Source organism: Citrobacter sp. NCU1 (assembly GCF_010231475.1).
GTDB lineage: Bacteria > Pseudomonadota > Gammaproteobacteria > Enterobacterales > Enterobacteriaceae > Citrobacter_D.
In genome coordinates, this window is sequence record NZ_NRDO01000005.1 from 49883 (window position 1) to 65972 (window position 16090).

At 51.3% G+C, this 16090-nt stretch carries 14 protein-coding genes, 1 tRNA gene and 3 pseudogenes; 5 read left to right on the forward strand and 13 right to left on the reverse strand.

All coding sequences use genetic code 11. The features are described from left to right. Nucleotides 1-21 precede the first annotated feature (21 nt). From narP to CJP72_RS26245, 3 genes and pseudogenes are all read right to left on the reverse strand, one after another. Nucleotides 22-669 (reverse strand): nitrate/nitrite response regulator protein NarP, encoded by a 648-nt coding sequence (narP, locus tag CJP72_RS01855; protein ID WP_162379207.1) that lies wholly within the window; start codon nt 667-669, stop codon nt 22-24. A 234-nt stretch (nt 670-903) separates the two neighbouring features. Further along, nucleotides 904-1230 (reverse strand): DUF1493 family protein, encoded by a 327-nt coding sequence (locus CJP72_RS01860; protein ID WP_162379208.1) that lies wholly within the window; start codon nt 1228-1230, stop codon nt 904-906. Then, a pseudogene (locus CJP72_RS26245) lies at nt 1224-1298 on the reverse strand (STM2901 family protein); the annotation flags it as partial. The pseudogene CJP72_RS26245 and the gene CJP72_RS01860, both read right to left, overlap by 7 nt. Before the next feature lie 387 nt (nt 1299-1685). Here CJP72_RS26245 and CJP72_RS25355 point away from each other — a divergent pair. Continuing rightward, nucleotides 1686-1865, forward strand: a pseudogene (locus CJP72_RS25355) (transposase); the annotation flags it as partial. Between the two features lie 74 nt (nt 1866-1939). Here CJP72_RS25355 and CJP72_RS26250 read toward each other — a convergent pair. The 4 genes and pseudogenes from CJP72_RS26250 to CJP72_RS01875 form a co-directional block, all read right to left on the reverse strand. Further along, nucleotides 1940-2026: pseudogene (locus CJP72_RS26250) on the reverse strand (hypothetical protein); the annotation flags it as partial. Further along, nucleotides 1982-2058: transfer RNA gene (locus CJP72_RS01865), tRNA-Pro, on the reverse strand. The pseudogene CJP72_RS26250 and the gene CJP72_RS01865, both read right to left, overlap by 45 nt. 73 nt (nt 2059-2131) lie before the next feature. Continuing rightward, nucleotides 2132-3892, reverse strand: a complete 1761-nt coding sequence (gene yejM, locus CJP72_RS01870; protein WP_162379209.1) for an LPS biosynthesis-modulating metalloenzyme YejM — start codon at nt 3890-3892, stop codon at nt 2132-2134. Between the two features lie 31 nt (nt 3893-3923). After that, complete coding sequence (locus CJP72_RS01875) at nt 3924-4151, reverse strand: YejL family protein (RefSeq protein WP_162379210.1); 228 nt, start codon at nt 4149-4151, stop codon at nt 3924-3926. Nucleotides 4152-4285: 134 nt separating this feature from the next. On the opposite strand from CJP72_RS01875, the gene yejK reads away from it, so the two are divergent. Continuing rightward, nucleotides 4286-5293: a nucleoid-associated protein YejK gene (yejK, locus tag CJP72_RS01880; protein WP_162379211.1), complete on the forward strand. Its 1008-nt coding sequence runs from the start codon at nt 4286-4288 to the stop codon at nt 5291-5293. A 148-nt stretch (nt 5294-5441) separates the two neighbouring features. Here the strand turns inward: yejK and rplY are convergent, their stop codons facing one another. Then, a complete protein-coding gene (gene rplY, locus CJP72_RS01885; protein ID WP_162379212.1) occupies nt 5442-5726 on the reverse strand; it encodes a 50S ribosomal protein L25 in 285 nt (94 codons plus the stop codon). Nucleotides 5727-5850: 124 nt separating this feature from the next. Beyond that, on the reverse strand, nt 5851-7611 hold the full coding sequence (locus CJP72_RS01890; RefSeq protein WP_162379213.1) for a DEAD/DEAH box helicase: 1761 nt from the start codon (nt 7609-7611) through the stop codon (nt 5851-5853). A gap of 150 nt (nt 7612-7761) precedes the next feature. Here CJP72_RS01890 and rsuA point away from each other — a divergent pair, with 150 nt between their 5' ends. From rsuA to CJP72_RS01905, 3 genes are all read left to right on the forward strand, one after another. Beyond that, nucleotides 7762-8457 (forward strand): 16S rRNA pseudouridine(516) synthase RsuA, encoded by a 696-nt coding sequence (rsuA, locus tag CJP72_RS01895; RefSeq protein ID WP_162379214.1) that lies wholly within the window; start codon nt 7762-7764, stop codon nt 8455-8457. Between the two features lie 173 nt (nt 8458-8630). Beyond that, nucleotides 8631-9821 (forward strand): Bcr/CflA family multidrug efflux MFS transporter, encoded by a 1191-nt coding sequence (locus tag CJP72_RS01900; RefSeq protein WP_162379215.1) that lies wholly within the window; start codon nt 8631-8633, stop codon nt 9819-9821. 334 nt (nt 9822-10155) lie between these two features. After that, on the forward strand, nt 10156-10500 hold the full coding sequence (locus CJP72_RS01905) for a YejG family protein (RefSeq protein WP_162379216.1): 345 nt from the start codon (nt 10156-10158) through the stop codon (nt 10498-10500). Between the two features lie 3 nt (nt 10501-10503). Here the strand turns inward: CJP72_RS01905 and yejF are convergent, their stop codons facing one another. The 4 genes from yejF to CJP72_RS01925 are packed head-to-tail and all read right to left on the reverse strand — an operon-like array spanning nt 10504 to nt 16029. Then, the gene (gene yejF / locus CJP72_RS01910) at nt 10504-12093 is read right to left on the reverse strand and encodes a microcin C ABC transporter ATP-binding protein YejF (RefSeq protein ID WP_162379217.1); all 1590 of its coding nucleotides are present in this window, start codon (nt 12091-12093) and stop codon (nt 10504-10506) included. A 1-nt stretch (nt 12094) separates the two neighbouring features. After that, complete coding sequence (locus CJP72_RS01915; RefSeq protein WP_162379218.1) at nt 12095-13120, reverse strand: ABC transporter permease; 1026 nt, start codon at nt 13118-13120, stop codon at nt 12095-12097. Next, nucleotides 13120-14214: a microcin C ABC transporter permease YejB gene (locus tag CJP72_RS01920; RefSeq protein ID WP_162379219.1), complete on the reverse strand. Its 1095-nt coding sequence runs from the start codon at nt 14212-14214 to the stop codon at nt 13120-13122. The genes CJP72_RS01915 and CJP72_RS01920 overlap by 1 nt, the downstream gene beginning before the upstream one ends. Continuing rightward, nucleotides 14215-16029, reverse strand: coding sequence for an extracellular solute-binding protein (locus CJP72_RS01925; RefSeq protein ID WP_162379220.1), 1815 nt, complete (start codon nt 16027-16029; stop codon nt 14215-14217). It lies immediately after the preceding gene. Between the last annotated feature and the right edge of the window lie 61 nt (nt 16030-16090).

A 16090-nucleotide genomic window follows, 5' to 3' on the forward strand; every position in this document is an offset into this window, starting at 1 on the left:
CCTTATCCGGCATGCTGTTCTTTAATGCAGGCCGCGTGTTTGCAGAAACAGAATCGTCGCAGCAACGCGTGAACGCACATTGAGCTTACGCAACAGATTGCGGATATGCACCTTGACGGTTTGTTCTGAGATGTTCAGCACAGCGGCAATCTGCTTGTTAGACAGTCCCTGAGCAAGTTCATGCAGAACATCCAGTTCACGCTCGGTCAGCATGCTGAAGGGGTCTTCTTCAGCGCCAAACATTTCCCGTTCGCGCAGGTATTCACTGACGCGATCGCTGAAGACGCTGCCGCCGTTCGCGCCTTTGCGAATAGCGTCCAGCAGAACTTCAGGGTCGCTGTCTTTCAGCAAATAACCATCAGCACCTGCGTCGATCAATGCATAAACGTCACTGGCAGAGTCAGAGACAGTGAGAATAATGATTTGCGCGGTGATGCCATCCCGACGCAACGCATTCAGGGTATCCAGTCCACTCATGCCTTTCATATTCAGATCAAGCAGGATCAAATCGATATCAAGACGGTTTGCCAGATCGATAGCACTCGCGCCATCACCGGCTTCGGCAACAACGTTAAATGCGTTATCCAGCTCCAGTAATTGACGAATACCTCGCCGCATAAGCGGATGATCATCCACAATGAGCACCTGAAAAGGGGTTGCTTCAGGCATGCTGTTCTCCTGCGATTATTAGAATCCGTATTGTTTTCAGCGTGTCATACGTTCAGATTCGTCACGCTGATGAGATAGTAAATTTTACCCTAATTTATCTATGGGTACGTAGTAAAACCTGTGTGGGGGAAGGGCTTCCTAAAAAAAACTGCAACCTGTGATACGAAAGTTGAGATTGAAATTAGGGCCAGAAAATAAGAATGACCCATTCGTCATACGCCATTTTTCCTGCATTTAGTCGTACAACCACCTCCCGGCCTTTGCTGATTCGATCAACATTCCTACTGTGAAATCAGGGACGGGGACGGGTTCTGTTTTTTTGAAAGGATTCCATGAAAAAGGCACATTGGGGTAATAGGTTTCGATATTGAAGTTACCGCGTTCAACATTGAATTTTTTGAAGAAATCATTCATAAAATCTTCGATTTCAGCATCATCAATCTGTAAATCAGTGTCGAGGTCTGTTTCTGATAAGAGTTCTACTGGCTTCCAGTTAAAGAGGTACGTTCCAGCATAGGGACGGACAAACTCATATACCCGCTCTTCAATGCTATCTACCATAACTTATCGTTTCCTCTCGCTATGGTGTTGTAGTCTCGTAGGGTGCGGTAAGTGATTGTTGAAATCTCTCAATCCCTCACAATAAAATCCATTGTTACTGATTACATATCGTACTCCTAAGAAAAGGACGAGATGAAAGAAATATTCAGGGTGAATTCTGAAAGTTAGGAATGTTTAAGCAAAGGTGGGAAGTGGTTTAAGTGTTTCTACAACTTGTTTTTTTCTGTGTAACCCGTTTCGTGGCACTGCCTGATAGCGGAAAGCCAGCTTGAGCCGTTAGGTGCGACAATGCGACTTATTAATCCTTACTGGCGCCTCACGTAACCCTAAAAGAGCTAAGCACGTCTATGGGTAAAATATTCTGTGGAGCGATAAACACCATTCAGAGTGGGCAGCAGTAGATCGCGTTGGCGAGAAGTTGCTATGTACTGGTGATGAGATACATGGCCGGAACTGTCACTCGAAGGTTATACAGAATACTGAACGAAATGCGGCACAATGCCTAAAAGGGGAATGCCGAAGCACTGAACAGAAAGATCAGGTTACTAAGAATAAAATCCAGAAGATACCGGAACAGGGAGCGCTTCAGACTGAGTGTGATGTTCCATTTTGGTCGGTTCAATATGAGCGGCTGAGTCGTGATCAACTCAAAAAATAGTTTCCAGTAATTGAGCTTTCATAATGGTGTCATAGGAAAAAATTACATGCATAAAAAAACCAGCCATAAAAGGCTGGTTTTCCTGGGGAATTTTGGTCGGCACGAGAGGATTTGAACCTCCGACCCCTGACACCCCATGACAGTGCGCTACCAGGCTGCGCTACGTGCCGACTCGTGGGTGCTAATACTACCGTTTTCCACCACGAATGCAAGGGGATGTCTTGCTAACTGATTTATAATTAATCAGTTAGCAATGAACCGTTTCTCATCCGTCAGCACCTGCAACAGCAGACTCAGTTGCGGCTTCTGGTCTTTTATCTTCTCACCATGCAGATCATACGTCTGATAGTTGCCGTTATTATTCAGCACCAGCGTCATTTCCGGAGTGGTCACCGCCATTGTGCTGCCGTCGGCTGCCGTCACCCAGTAATGGCGGCGCTTCGCATTGAAAAGATCCTGCCCCTGAGAGTACTCGTTAGCCGGCGTGCTCACATGCAGTAACCGTTGCATCAATGTCGTCATCAGGTCGGTATGGTCAGTCAGGCTGTTAATACGCTGCGCTGGTGTTCCTGGCCAATGGATGATCAACGGCACCTGCAGATGTCCGCGGGACCAGTCAAAATTGTTCTCTTCCTGAGTCAGCGGCACACCTCGACCCGCAGTAATGATCACAACCGTGTTGTTCAGTTTACCGGCGTCTTGTAGCGCGGTAAGCACACGGTTAATTTGCGCATCGACGTCTTCCGCGGCGCGGGCATACCGTTTTGCAAAATTCTTCTGGTTGCTGTCGTCAATGTTAGTGCCGTTGAAGGAGACCCACGAGAACCAGCGATTATCTTCCTGGGCGTAGCGGCTCAGCCAGTTAATCCACTGACTCGCCGTTTGCGCATCAGACTGAGTCTGAATCGTCGGCATCGAGAAGTCTGACAGTAGCGCCTGGCGATAGAGCGGGCTGGTGAATCCGTCAGACGAGAATAAGCCTAACTGATAGCCTTGCTGATTCAGTGCTGAAATCAAGGCTGCTGGCGTTCTGGTCGACAAAATGCCGTCCATATAGCTGGGGGAGACGCCATAGAACAGACCAAAAATACCGTTGTCCGAGGTGTTGCCCGAGCTCATATGACGGGTGAACGAAATACTCTGTTCCGCAAAACGGGCAAGCGCGGGCATCTGTTTTTCATAACGGGAATAGTTCAGACCATCCACGGTAATCAACAGAACGTTTTGCCCTGTTCCCATGTCACGGTATTGCAGATCGCTCAATGGATACTGTACGGATACCGCTTCCGGATTCCCTTGTTCCACCAAACGTCGCTGATATTCTTGCGCATCCAGCAAACCGTGTTTCTCAAGAAAGCGGCGTGCAGTCATCGGATAAGAGAGCGGTAGGTTTGCGCGTTGCATGGTGATCGGGCGATAAAAGTTAGCATCAGCCCAGATGTACACCATGTGCGAAGCAATAAACGAGACAAAAAGGAAGGCGGCAAGCGGTCTGGCAAAATGGCGACGTCGCGTCAGGCTGCGTAGCTTCTGCCAGCTCCAGGTCGCAAACAGCATTTCTATGAGCAAAATAATGGGCACGCTGATAAACATCAGCTGCCAGTCACGCGCCATCTCGTTTTGGTCTGGGTTAATGACCAGCTCCCAGACAATGGGATTAAGATGCAGGTGGAAGCGGGTGAAGACTTCGCTGTCGATCAACAGCAGCGTCATGCCCGCTGTCGCCAGTATGGCTGATAAGAAGCGCATCAGCCGCTGGGACATGACAATAAACGTCAGGGGAAACAGAATCAGCAGATAGGTGGCAAACACCAGAAAACTGAAATGCCCGACAATGCTCAGGTAGGAGTAGATACGACCCGCAAGCGTTGTCGGCCAGTCTGCGACAAAAAGATAACGACTGCCAAGCACCATGGCCAACAGAATGTTGAACAGAGCAAACCAGTGCCCCCAACTAACCATCTGAGAGACTTTTTCACGGTAGCGCTGACGATGAGTTACCATAAACTGTCGTTATTTTCCCCGGAACCGGTTCTTAGTGCGCTTTGTCTTCGTTAACCGAGGACTTCAGGGCACGGGCAAAAGAATCTGCAATCGCCTGGCGCTGGGCCGGAGCGATGCTGGTGTTTATCAGGTTCGTCACCATGTTTCCCAATACCATCAGGGAAAGATCGGTCGGCGCCTTATGTTTTTCCAGTACGTTGAGCAGTTCACTCAGTAATTGTTCAACGTGTTCGTCACTGTAGCGGGAGTGTTGTGGCATAAATCGAAATCAGTTTGTTCATGAAAGGGCAACATATTACCGTAGCAACAGTTTTTTTTCTGCTTTTTTATCTTCTATTGCGTCACTGACCAGCTGGTGGTTGAATACCGCCCGGTCTTAAAGGAGAGTTTATCATGAGTCTGGATATCAACCAGATTGCCCTGCACCAGCTTATCAAGCGTGATGAGCAAAACCTTGAGCTGGTCCTGCGCGATTCATTACTGGAACCGACAACCACTGTTGTCGAGATGGTGGCTGAACTACATCGGGTTTATAGCGCGAAAAACAAAGCGTATGGCCTGTTCAGCGAAGAGAGCGAACTGGCGCAAACGCTGCGGTTACAGCGTCAGGGCGAGGAAGATTTTCTTGCTTTTAGCCGTGCGGCAACCGGTCGTTTACGTGATGAACTGGCGAAGTATCCGTTTGCTGACGGCGGTATTGTTCTGTTCTGCCACTACCGTTATCTGGCTGTAGAATATCTGCTGGTCGCGGTGCTGAACAACTTAAGCAGTATGCGTGTGAATGAGAATCTGGACATTAACCCGACGCACTACCTGGACATCAATCATGCAGATATTGTTGCACGTATTGATTTAACCGAGTGGGAGACCAATCCGGAATCCACGCGATATCTGACCTTCCTGAAAGGTCGGGTAGGGCGTAAGGTTGCTGATTTCTTTATGGATTTCCTCGGCGCGAGCGAAGGGCTTAACGCGAAAGCGCAGAACCGGGGTCTGCTGCAGGCGGTGGATGACTTCACGGCAGAAGCACAACTGGGGAAAGCAGAACGCCAAAATGTGCGTCAGCAAGTGTACAGCTACTGTAATGAACAGCTTCAGGCGGGTGAAGAGATTGAACTCGAGTCGCTGTCAAAAGAGCTTTCTGGCGTGAGTGAGGTCAGCTTCAGTGAGTTTACGGCGGATAAAGGCTATGAGCTGGAAGAGAGTTTCCCGGCCGATCGCAGTACATTACGCCAGTTGACCAAATACGCCGGTAGCGGCGGTGGGTTAACCATTAACTTTGACGCCATGCTGTTAGGTGAGCGTATTTTCTGGGATCCAGCGACCGACACCTTAACCATCAAAGGCACGCCGCCGAATCTGCGCGATCAGCTACAACGCCGGACGTCAGGCGGAAATTAACAAGCTGGAGAATACCGTCACAGGCCTGATACGCGTAGCGTCATCAGGCAATAACGCACAGTCGGATGGTAATGCTAGCGAGTCTTATCCGACCAGGAGCCATAAAAAAACCCCGCCGGAGCGGGGTTTTTCTTCAACTTATTGGCGATTACGCGCGAACGAAGTCGATGTGAGACAGCTTCGGCTTGTAAGCGTGACGCTGTACAGCCTGAGCTTTTACTTTAACTTCTTTACCGTCAACAACGATGGTCAGAACTTCGCTGTAAAATTCAGCTTTAGCTTGCATGTTCATCACAGAGTCGTGATCCAGTTCGATAGCAATCGGGGCTTCTGCGCCACCGTAGATGATTGCCGGGAACTTGTTAGCGGCACGCAGGCGGCGGCTCGCACCCTTACCCTGCTCTTTACGTACTTCAGCATTGATAGTAAACATTTAAATCTCTCTTAAATAATTCCTGCTACAGGCGACCCAGCAACAGGTAAGTGATCTGCTTTGCGTATGCAAAAGCGGGCGGAATTCTATACTCAAATGCCCGTCACATCAATCAAAAGTACGATTATCCGCGTAATTCATGTGCCCGGCGGAAGCGGCCTTCATAATCGAAGACTTTTTCACGTACCTGCCAGTACTGGCCTTTCATGCGTGCAACAACAAAATCGGGATGCCGTAACAGCGGCTGTTGCACGAGAATATCTGCGGCGGTTATCCAGCGTAACGGAACGCCAGGCGTGCGGGTGTGGGGGCGAATAAACAACTGCTCAAACGCGGTGCGCTGAGCGGGTGTCTGCAGGCGAAATCGTTCGCTGACGTCGGCGCCGTCCTCATCGTAATAGGTGATTTTCAGCCACTCGCCTTTTTCATCCTGACCGTGTTGCATCGCCATGCCGCTGCAGCGGAGAACCAGCGCGTCTTTGAGTTTTAGCGCCGCTTTCAGCATATCGTCCGGGTCGACAAGTACGGTATCGCACTCGCGACAGCGACGTGCCGCAATGTCGTTTTCCGCGTTACATTGCGGGCAGTTTTTAAAGCGGAAGCGAAAATCGCACTGTTCACGATGACCCTCATCGTCTTCAAACCATCCCTGGCAGCGACGGCCAAAGTGCTCAATCAGCGTGCCGTCGGCGGTGGTTTTTCCCCAGAATGTGTTGGCAAAGCCACAGGCAGGGCAGAAGACCTGAACGGGCACGTTGTCGCTTTTCCCTTTCGGCGCGCCAACTTCCGGCGCGTATAAGTCATGAGGGTTACCGGCATAATCGAGGATCAGGCAGTCGGTTTTCCCTGGTGACAGGCGCAGGCCGCGTCCTACGATTTGCTGGTAAAGGCTGACGGACTCCGTGGGGCGTAAAATAGCGATGAGATCGACATGCGGGGCGTCAAAACCGGTCGTCAACACCGCAACGTTGACCAGAAACCGAAAGCGCTGTGCTTTGAAGTCTTCAATCAGCGTGTCGCGTTCAGCACCCGGCGTATCGCCAATGATCAGGGCCGCGTCATCGCGGGGCAGCAAACCAACAATTTCTTTTGCATGTTCAACGGTGGCAGCGAAAATCATCACCCCTTTACGTGTCTGGGCAAACTCAACTATCTGACTGATGATATGCGGCGTAATTCGCTGCTGTTTTTTCAGCTCGTGATTGAGGTCGGCTTCGCTAAAGAGGCCATTACTCTGTGGCTGCAAACGACTAAAATCATACTGGACGACCGGCATGTCCAGGCGCTCCGGCGGCGTCAGATAGCCGTGCTTGATCATGTAGCGTAGCGGCAGTTCGTAAATACAGTCGCGAAAAATCGCGTTTTCGTTGCCGCGTACCATACCGTGATAATGGAAACGGTAAATCCAGCCTTTGCCCAGGCGAAATGGCGTGGCGGTTAAACCGAGCAAACGAAGATGAGGATTAACCTGACTCAGGTGAGTGAGGATTTGCTGATACTGGCTCTCTTCGTCATCGCCAATACGATGGCATTCATCAACGATCAACAGGGAAAATTCACCCTGAAAATGTTCCAGATTGCGGGCGACCGACTGTACGCTGCCAAAGACGACTTTGCCGTGGCTTTCTTTACGTTTTAATCCAGCGGCGAAGATATCGGCATCCAGACCCAGCGCACAATATTTTGCATGGTTCTGCGCGACCAGTTCCTTTACATGCGCCAGTACCAGCACTCGCCCACGCGCTACGCGCGCCAGTTCGGCGATCACCAGGCTTTTTCCTGCGCCGGTTGGTAAGACAATGACCGCTGGGGAACGATGGTGGCGAAAATGGTTGAGCGTGGCATCCACGGCTTCTTTCTGGTAAGGACGAAGTGTAAAAATCATGGTCTCGCTGCGATAATGAATCCCGCGTTTAGTATGCCATGAATCATTTCCCTTGAGCGAAGTATAGAGCCCGTTATACTGAGCGGATAACGGCTTCAATTTTCGGGCGAAACGCTCGATTTCCGTATTATTACAGGCAAAATCACTCTCATGCGACTCGATAAATTTATCGCTCAGCAACTCGGCGTCAGCCGTGCTATTGCCGGGCGCGAAATCCGTGCTCACCGCGTTACCGTGGATGGCGAAATCATCAGAAATACCGCGTTTAAACTGCTGCCAGAACATGCCGTAGAATATGACGGCAATTCGCTGGTTCAGCAAAATGGACCGCGCTACTTCATGCTGAATAAACCCCAGGGGTATGTGTGTTCGACGGACGATCCGGATCACCCGACCGTGCTCTATTTTCTTGATGAGCCTGTTGCGTATAAATTGCATGCGGCTGGGCGTCTGGATATTGACACCACCGGGCTGGTGCTGATGACGGATGACGGACAGTGGTCTCATCGGATAACGTCTCCGCGTCACCATTGCGAAAAAACCTACCTGGTGACGCTGGAATCACCGGTGGCGGAGGAGACTGCCGCACAATTTGCACAAGGTGTTCAGCTACATAACGAGAAAGATCTCACTAAACCTGCGATGCTTGAGGTGATCACGCCAACGCAGGTGCGTTTGACGATCAGTGAGGGGCGTTATCATCAGGTAAAACGCATGTTTGCCGCCGTTGGAAACCGCGTTGTGGAACTGCACCGTGAACGTATCGGCGCGATCGTCCTGGATGCTGACCTGGAACCGGGTGAATACCGTCCTCTGACAGAAGCAGAAATTGCCAGCGTAGGCTAACGACCCATCAGGCTATTTTATTTGCTATTTTGAACCTGGACAGTGCTCACAATCCTTACGTACTGGAAGTACGCTCTGGCTGTTATGCGCTGTTCGTGTTCAAACTTGCTGCAACAATTGCACCTGATGGGCCAGCTTTGTAACCCCAGCTAACTAAATTCAGGAGTCTCTTTGTGACCAATCGGCAGCACTCTTCATTTGCCATTGTCTTTATCCTTGGCCTGTTGGCCATGCTGATGCCATTGTCGATTGATATGTATCTCCCCGCGCTGCCAGTGATCTCCGAACAGTTTGGCGTGCCAGCGGGTAGTGCGCAGATGACGCTCAGTACCTATATTTTGGGATTCGCGGTGGGGCAGTTGATCTACGGCCCAATGGCGGACAGCCTGGGGCGTAAGCCGGTGATCCTCGGAGGGACACTGATCTTTGCAGCAGCAGCAGTGGCCTGCGCGCTGGCGCAAACCATTGATCAACTGATTATCATGCGTTTCTTCCACGGCCTGGCGGCGGCAGCGGCGAGCGTGGTGATCAATGCCCTGATGCGCGACATCTACCCGAAAGAAGAGTTCTCACGCATGATGTCGTTTGTCATGCTGGTTACGACGATTGCGCCGTTGATGGCACCAATTGTCGGCGGGTGGGTGCTGGTGTGGCTGAGCTGGCATTACATCTTTTGGATCCTGGCGGTGGCGGCGATTCTGGCATCAGTCATGATCTTCACACTGATTAAAGAGACGCTTCCCGTTGAGCGCCGTCAGCCTTTTCGTCTACGCACGACGATGGGGAACTTTGCTTCGCTGTTTCGTCATAAACGCGTGCTGAGTTACATGCTGGCCAGCGGCTTTAGTTTCGCAGGGATGTTCTCCTTCCTCAGCGCCGGGCCGTTTGTCTACATCGAGGTGAATCACGTCTCTCCACAACATTTTGGTTATTACTTCGCGCTGAACATCGTGTTCTTATTTGTGATGACGATCATTAATAGCCGATTTGTGCGCCGGGTCGGGGCATTAAACATGTTCCGTACGGGGTTATGGATCCAGTTTGTCATGGCGGGCTGGCTGGTATTGAGCGCGCTGTTTGGTATCGGTTTCTGGGCGCTGGTCGTGGGGGTTGCGGCGTTTGTAGGATGTGTATCGATGGTTTCATCCAATGCGATGGCCGTCATTCTGGATGAATTCCCTCACATGGCGGGGACTGCCTCTTCGCTGGCGGGGACTTTCCGTTTCGGCATCGGCGCCATCGTTGGCGCACTGCTGTCGCTCGCGACATTTAACTCGGCCTGGCCGATGATCTGGTCGATTGCATTTTGTGCCACCGGCTCTATCCTCTTCTACCTCTACGCGAGTCGCCCGAAAAAAAGGTGATAAAACGCACAACATGGGAGCAGTAAGGCTCCCTTTGTTGATGTACATCAACCTCAAATCGCTCATTCAAGCCAAAGATGTTTATTTTATGTAAAATCAATTTATGTAAATAGTCACATCATTGTAGTTAAAAAGGTTGAGTTAGATCGCAGAAACGGGTACATATAGCCCGCAAATCTGTCCGCACCGGTCAATAATATTTTAACAATCGGCAGTATAAGCCGCATGAATCGTGGATACCGACGTTTTCGATCTGTTTAAGGACGGGTTGTCAATGATGTGTTAAGATAGATGTAAATAAATTGTGAAGTTATTGTGCTTCCGGGGAATAAAAGTGAATACATTACAGCTCTCAATCGTTCATCGCTTACCACAGAACTATCGTTGGTCAGCCGGTTTTGCAGGTTCAAAAGTTGAACCGATTCCGCAGAATGGCCAGAGCATGGAAAACAGCCTGGTGGCGCTTAAATTGCTGAGCCCGGATGGCGACAGCGCGTGGCCGGTGATGCATAAACTCAGTCAGGCACTGAGCGATATCGAAGTCCCTTGTTCCGTACTGGAATGCGAAGGCGAACCGTGCCTGTTCGTAAACCGTCAGGATGAGTTCGCTGCGACTTGTCGTCTGAAAAATTTTGGTGTTGCCATTGCGGAGCCTTTTTCAAACAACAATCCATTTTGAGCATCAACTTAGCGCGAGTAACTGACGCGTATACGCTTGCTGCGGTGCGGTAAATACCCGCTCGCATTGCCCTTGCTCTACAACTTCTCCTTGTCGCAGCACAATAACCTGATGGCACAATGCGCGCACAACGTGCAGGTCGTGGCTAATAAAAATATAGGCCAGGCGATGCTTTTGCTGCAGCGACTTCAATAGCGCCAGGATTTGCGCCTGGACCGTTTTATCCAGTGAAGAGGTGGGTTCGTCCAGAATGATCAGCGAGGGTTTTAAAATTAACGCCCTGGCAATAGCAATTCGCTGACGTTGGCCGCCGGAAAACTCAGCGGGGTAGCGATGACGGGTCTCGGCATCCAGACCGACCTCCGCCATCACCGATTTTACCTGCTGTTCGCGTTGTTGTGCTGAAAGTGCGGGCTGGTGGACGCGTAACCCTTCTTCGATAATTTGCAAAACGCTTAGCCGTGGATTCAGGGAAGAGTTCGGATCCTGAAAAACCACCTGAATACGGTGACGTACCGGTAAAAGTTGGCGACGGCTTAAGTTATGCAGCGGCTGACCATCAAATATAATACGGCCTTGCGAGGTGATTAGCCGTAAAAGCGCCAGGCCGGTGGTGCTTTTACCTGAACCGGATTCACCGACCAGTCCCAGCGTTTCGCCGGGTTGCAGACTGAAACTGACGTTTTTCACCACTTCGTTATGATCGACAATGCGCTTTAAGATGCCTTTACGGATCGGGAAGGCGACGCGGAGTTGACTGACTTCGAGCAGAGGTGCCTGTGGAGTGGATAAAGGTACCGGATCGCCAGAGGGCTCGCTGTTTAACAATTTTTGCGTGTACGGATGGATGGGGGCATTGAGCAACGGCTGCGCGCGGTTTTGCTCCACGCATTGACCATTTTGCATGACCGCGATGGTGTCGGCCAGTTTCTTCACAATGCTCAGATTATGGGTAATAAACAGCATTCCCATATTCAACTCACGCTGCAATTCTCGTAACAGTTGCAGAATTTGTGCCTGTACCGAGACATCCAGCGCCGTGGTCGGCTCATCAGCAATCAATAGCTCCGGACGTGTTAACAACGCCATGGCGATCATCACGCGCTGACGTTCGCCGCCGGAAAACTGATGCGGATAATCTCCCAGTCGCTGCGCGGCATGACGAATACCGACGCGATCCAGACAACTCAGGATTTCGCCTCTGGCCGCTTCCCGACGCATACCCCGGTGTAAAGAGAGCACCTCATAGAGTTGCTTTTCCAGGGAGTGCAGCGGATTGAGCGACACCATGGGTTCCTGGAAAATCATGGCGATTTTATTCCCGCGCACGCCGCGCAGGGTTTGCTCGCTGGCATGCAGCAACGACTCGCCATGAAAACGGATATCGCCAGCAAGGTACACGGCGGGTGGCGAAGGCAGCAGGCGCAAAATAGAAAGCGCTGTCACGCTTTTCCCCGATCCCGACTCGCCAACCAGCGCCAGCGTTTCGCCTGCCTCAACACTTAGGGAGACATCGTTGACGACCGTGCGCACGATCCCTTGCTGGCTAAAACCAACCGATAAACGCTCTATCGCTAACAGAGGTTGCGTCATGCTATACCGCCTTGTTGGGATCAAACGCGTCGCGCACGGCTTCGCCAATAAAAATCAGCAGCGACAGCAGCACTGCCACGGACAAGAATGCAGTGATCCCGAGCCACGGCGCCTGTAAGTTATTTTTGCCTTGCAGGAGTAATTCACCGAGAGAGGGGGATCCCAGCGGTAAACCAAACCCCAGAAAATCGAGCGATGTCAATGTTGTAATTGAGCTACACAAGATGAAAGGGATAAAGGTCAGCGTGGCGACCATCGCGTTGGGCAGCATATGACGCAGAATGATGCTGCGATCGCTGACACCTAACGCCTGTGCCGCGCGAATGTAATCGAAATTGCGGGTGCGCAAAAACTCTGCGCGCACCACCCCGACAAGGCTCATCCAGCCAAAGATCACCGTTATCGCCAACAACCACCAGAAATTGGGCTGTACAACGCTTGAGAGGAGAATAATCAAAAACAGCGTGGGCATTCCAGACCAGACTTCGATTAAACGCTGTCCCCACAAATCGACTTTTCCACCGTAATATCCCTGTAAGGCTCCGGCCAGAACCCCCATGATGCTGGAGCAAAGGGTGAGCATCAGCCCGAACAAGATGGAAATACGCGTGCCATAGAGGATCCGCGCCAACACATCGCCGCCGTTGGCGTCGGTTCCCAGCCAGTTTTGCGTAGACGGTGGCGACGGGAAGGGTTGTTTGGTCGCAAAGTTAATGCTGTTGGCGCCGAATCTGACGGGCGCCCACAGCACCCAACCTCGCTGCTCAAGCTGTTGTTGCAGCCAGGGGTCCTGATAGTCCGCCTGGGTCGCAAACGGTCCGCCAAAATCGCTTTCACTGTAATTTTTCACCAGAGGGAAGTACCAGCTCTCGTCATAGCGAATCAGCAGAGGCTTATCATTGGCGATCAGCTCAGAGCACAGGCTCAGGCTGAAGAGCACAAGAAAAATCCACAGTGACCAGTAGCCCCGACGATTGTGGCGGAAACGCGCCCAGCGGGCCTGGTTTACAGGGCTTAATCGCGGCATTAGCGTCCCTCAAAATCAATACGTGGATCAACCAGCGTATAGCTGATATCGCTGAGGATGTTCAGCAGTAATCCTATTAAGGTGAAAATATATAACGTGCCAAACATCACCGGATAGTCACGGGACACGGTCGCTTCGTAGCCCAGTAATCCCAGGCCATTTAATGAGAACATCACCTCAATCAGCAATGAGCCGGTGAAAAACATGCTGATAACGGTGGCCGGAAATCCGGCAATGACCAGCAGCATGGCGTTACGAAAAACGTGCTTCCACAAAATGTTTTTTTCGCTGACACCTTTGGCGCGCGCCGTGACCACATACTGTTTGCGAACCTCATCGAGAAACGAGTTCTTTGTGAGCATGGTCAGGGCGGCAAAACCGCCAATCACTGTCGCCAGTACCGGTAACGCGATATGCCAAAGATAATCGGTGATTTTCTGATACCAGGGCAACGCGTCAAAATTGGCGGAGACCAAACCCCGCAGCGGAAAGAGGTCGTAGTAGCTGCCGCCGGCAAAGAAAACAATCAACAGAATCGCGAACAGGAATGCGGGGATGGCGTAACCGATGATGATAAAGGCGCTGCTCCACACATCAAATCGGCTGCCGTTATGAACTGCTTTACGGATACCCAGCGGTATCGACACCAGATAGATGATGAGCGTACTCCACAGACCCAACGTGATGGAAACGGGCAGACTGTCTTTAATCAGTGTCAACACAGATGCGCTGCGAAACAGGCTGTCGCCAAAATCAAAGCGAATGTAGTTCCACAACATGGTGAAGTAACGTTCGTGAAGCGGTTTATCAAAACCGTAACGCCGTGTAATTTCGGCAATCACCTCAGGGTCAAGTCCGCGACCGCCCCGGTATTGGCTGTCGCTGATATTGCCAACCCCCGTCTGCGCGTGACTGGCGCGTAAACCTTCGCCTCCGGTGCCGGGCAACGTGCCTGACTGACCAAATTCAATCGCGGCAATGGCCTGATCAACCGGCCCTCCCGGCGCAATCTGCACGATAAAGAAGTTGATAGTAATGATGGCCCAGAGTGTTGGGATCACCAGCAACAAGCGGCGAATCAGATAGGTGCCCATTTATTCTCCTTGTCGTCTGGCCGCCGGAAGTTTCGCGGCTCTATTGACGTCATACCACCAGGTGTCCAGCCCGATGGTGTAAATGGGACGAATGGCCGGATGGGAGAATTTATCCCACCAGGCCAGCCTGTCTTCTGCCATATACCACATGGGCAACATGTAGTAATTCCATGTCAGCACCCGATCCAGCGCCCGCCCCAGCGGAACCAGTTTGGCTTTATTGCCCTGAGCGGCAATGATTTGTGCAATCAGCTTATCAATCACCGGGCTTTGCACGCCGGGGGAGTTATAGCTTGAATCAATATACTCAGAGGCCCAGGAGATTTGCAGATCGGAACTGGGCCACGGCATGGCGCGCCACAATCTCGGCATCATGTCATAGTCGCGGCTGCGCATGCGGTTGGTTATCTGCGAGTTGTCCACCTGGCGGATTTCCATCGTAATTCCCAGGCGCTGTAAATTATGCTGGAAGGGCAGAACCCATTGGCTGTTTCCTCCTGCCGGAAGCAGCAGTTCAAACGTCAGCGGTTTACCCGTCGTACTGCTGATTCGCTGTTGTCCTTTGAGAATCCAACCTGCCTGAGTGAGCAGTTCTCCGGCTTTCAGCAGATTTTCACGATTGTAGCCATCTCCACGTGATACCGGAGGATGGTAAATCTGGTTGAAGACTTCCGGCGGAAGATCGTTTTTCATCGGGGCAAGCAGGACTAGCTCATCGGCATCAGGATACTGGCTGGCGGCATATTCGGTATTCTGGAAATAGCTGCTTGTGCGGCTCCAGGCATTATAAAACAGGGCTTTATTCATCCATTCAAAATCAAAGGCGAGGGTGATAGCCTCACGTACCCGCCTTTCCTGAAACACCGGGCGCTGAATGTTAAATGCCAGCCAGCGCGTGTCCTGAGCGGATTCATTTTTCTGTTCTTCTTTGACGATGTAATGATTGGCGAAATTTTTACCGGTGTAACGGGTCGCCCAGTTTTTAGCATCGTTTTCAAGCCGCAGATCAAACGCTCCGGCTTTAAACGCTTCGAACGCCACATTGTCATCAAGGTAGTAGTCATAGCGTAGGGTATCGAGATTCCAGCGTCCGCGGTTTACCGGCAGACTGGCCGCCCAGTAATCTTTAACCCGCGAATAGACAATGTACTGACCCATTTTCCACTGGGTGATGCGGTAGGGACCGCTGGCGAGCGGAGGGGAGGACAGCGGGTCGCTGAGTTTATGATTTTTCCAGAACTTTTCCGGCATGACGGGTAACGAAAACAGACTGAGCATGTCTTCTTTGCCGGGTTTTGCGAGCTCAATGCGCACGGTGAGGGGCGCTATGGCTTTAACGGTCGTGCCTTTGTAAACCAGGCGGAATTGCGGTACGCCTTCGGTCATAAATTTGTGGAAGGTGAATGCAACATCGCTGGCAGTGACCGGAGAACCATCATGAAAACGTGCGCGCGGATTAATGGCGATTTCTACCCAGGAATAATCGTCCGCGTAGCGTGCTTTTTCGGCAATCAGCGGGTAGTAGCTTCCGGGTTCGTCGTCAGAGGTGGTAAACAGTGTGTCATAGAGAGAGTCGGTACGAACGCCTGGGTTTCCCCGCAGGGAATAACGATTGAAGTTATCAAATGTGCCAATGGCAGAGAGCGTCATTTGGCCGCCTTTCGGGGCGGCAGGATTCACATAATCAAAGTGTTCAAAGTTGATGGCGTATTTGGGTTCACCTAAAACGGCAAAGGCGTAACTTTCTTTGATGGCCTGAGCCTGAACACCGAAACTCAACAGGGCGACAAACAACACGATTATGCGAGTCATCATTTAGGCGTGCTTTCCTCTTTTCAGTACCTGCCACTGCCCGGCAAGCCTCATGACTGAATAA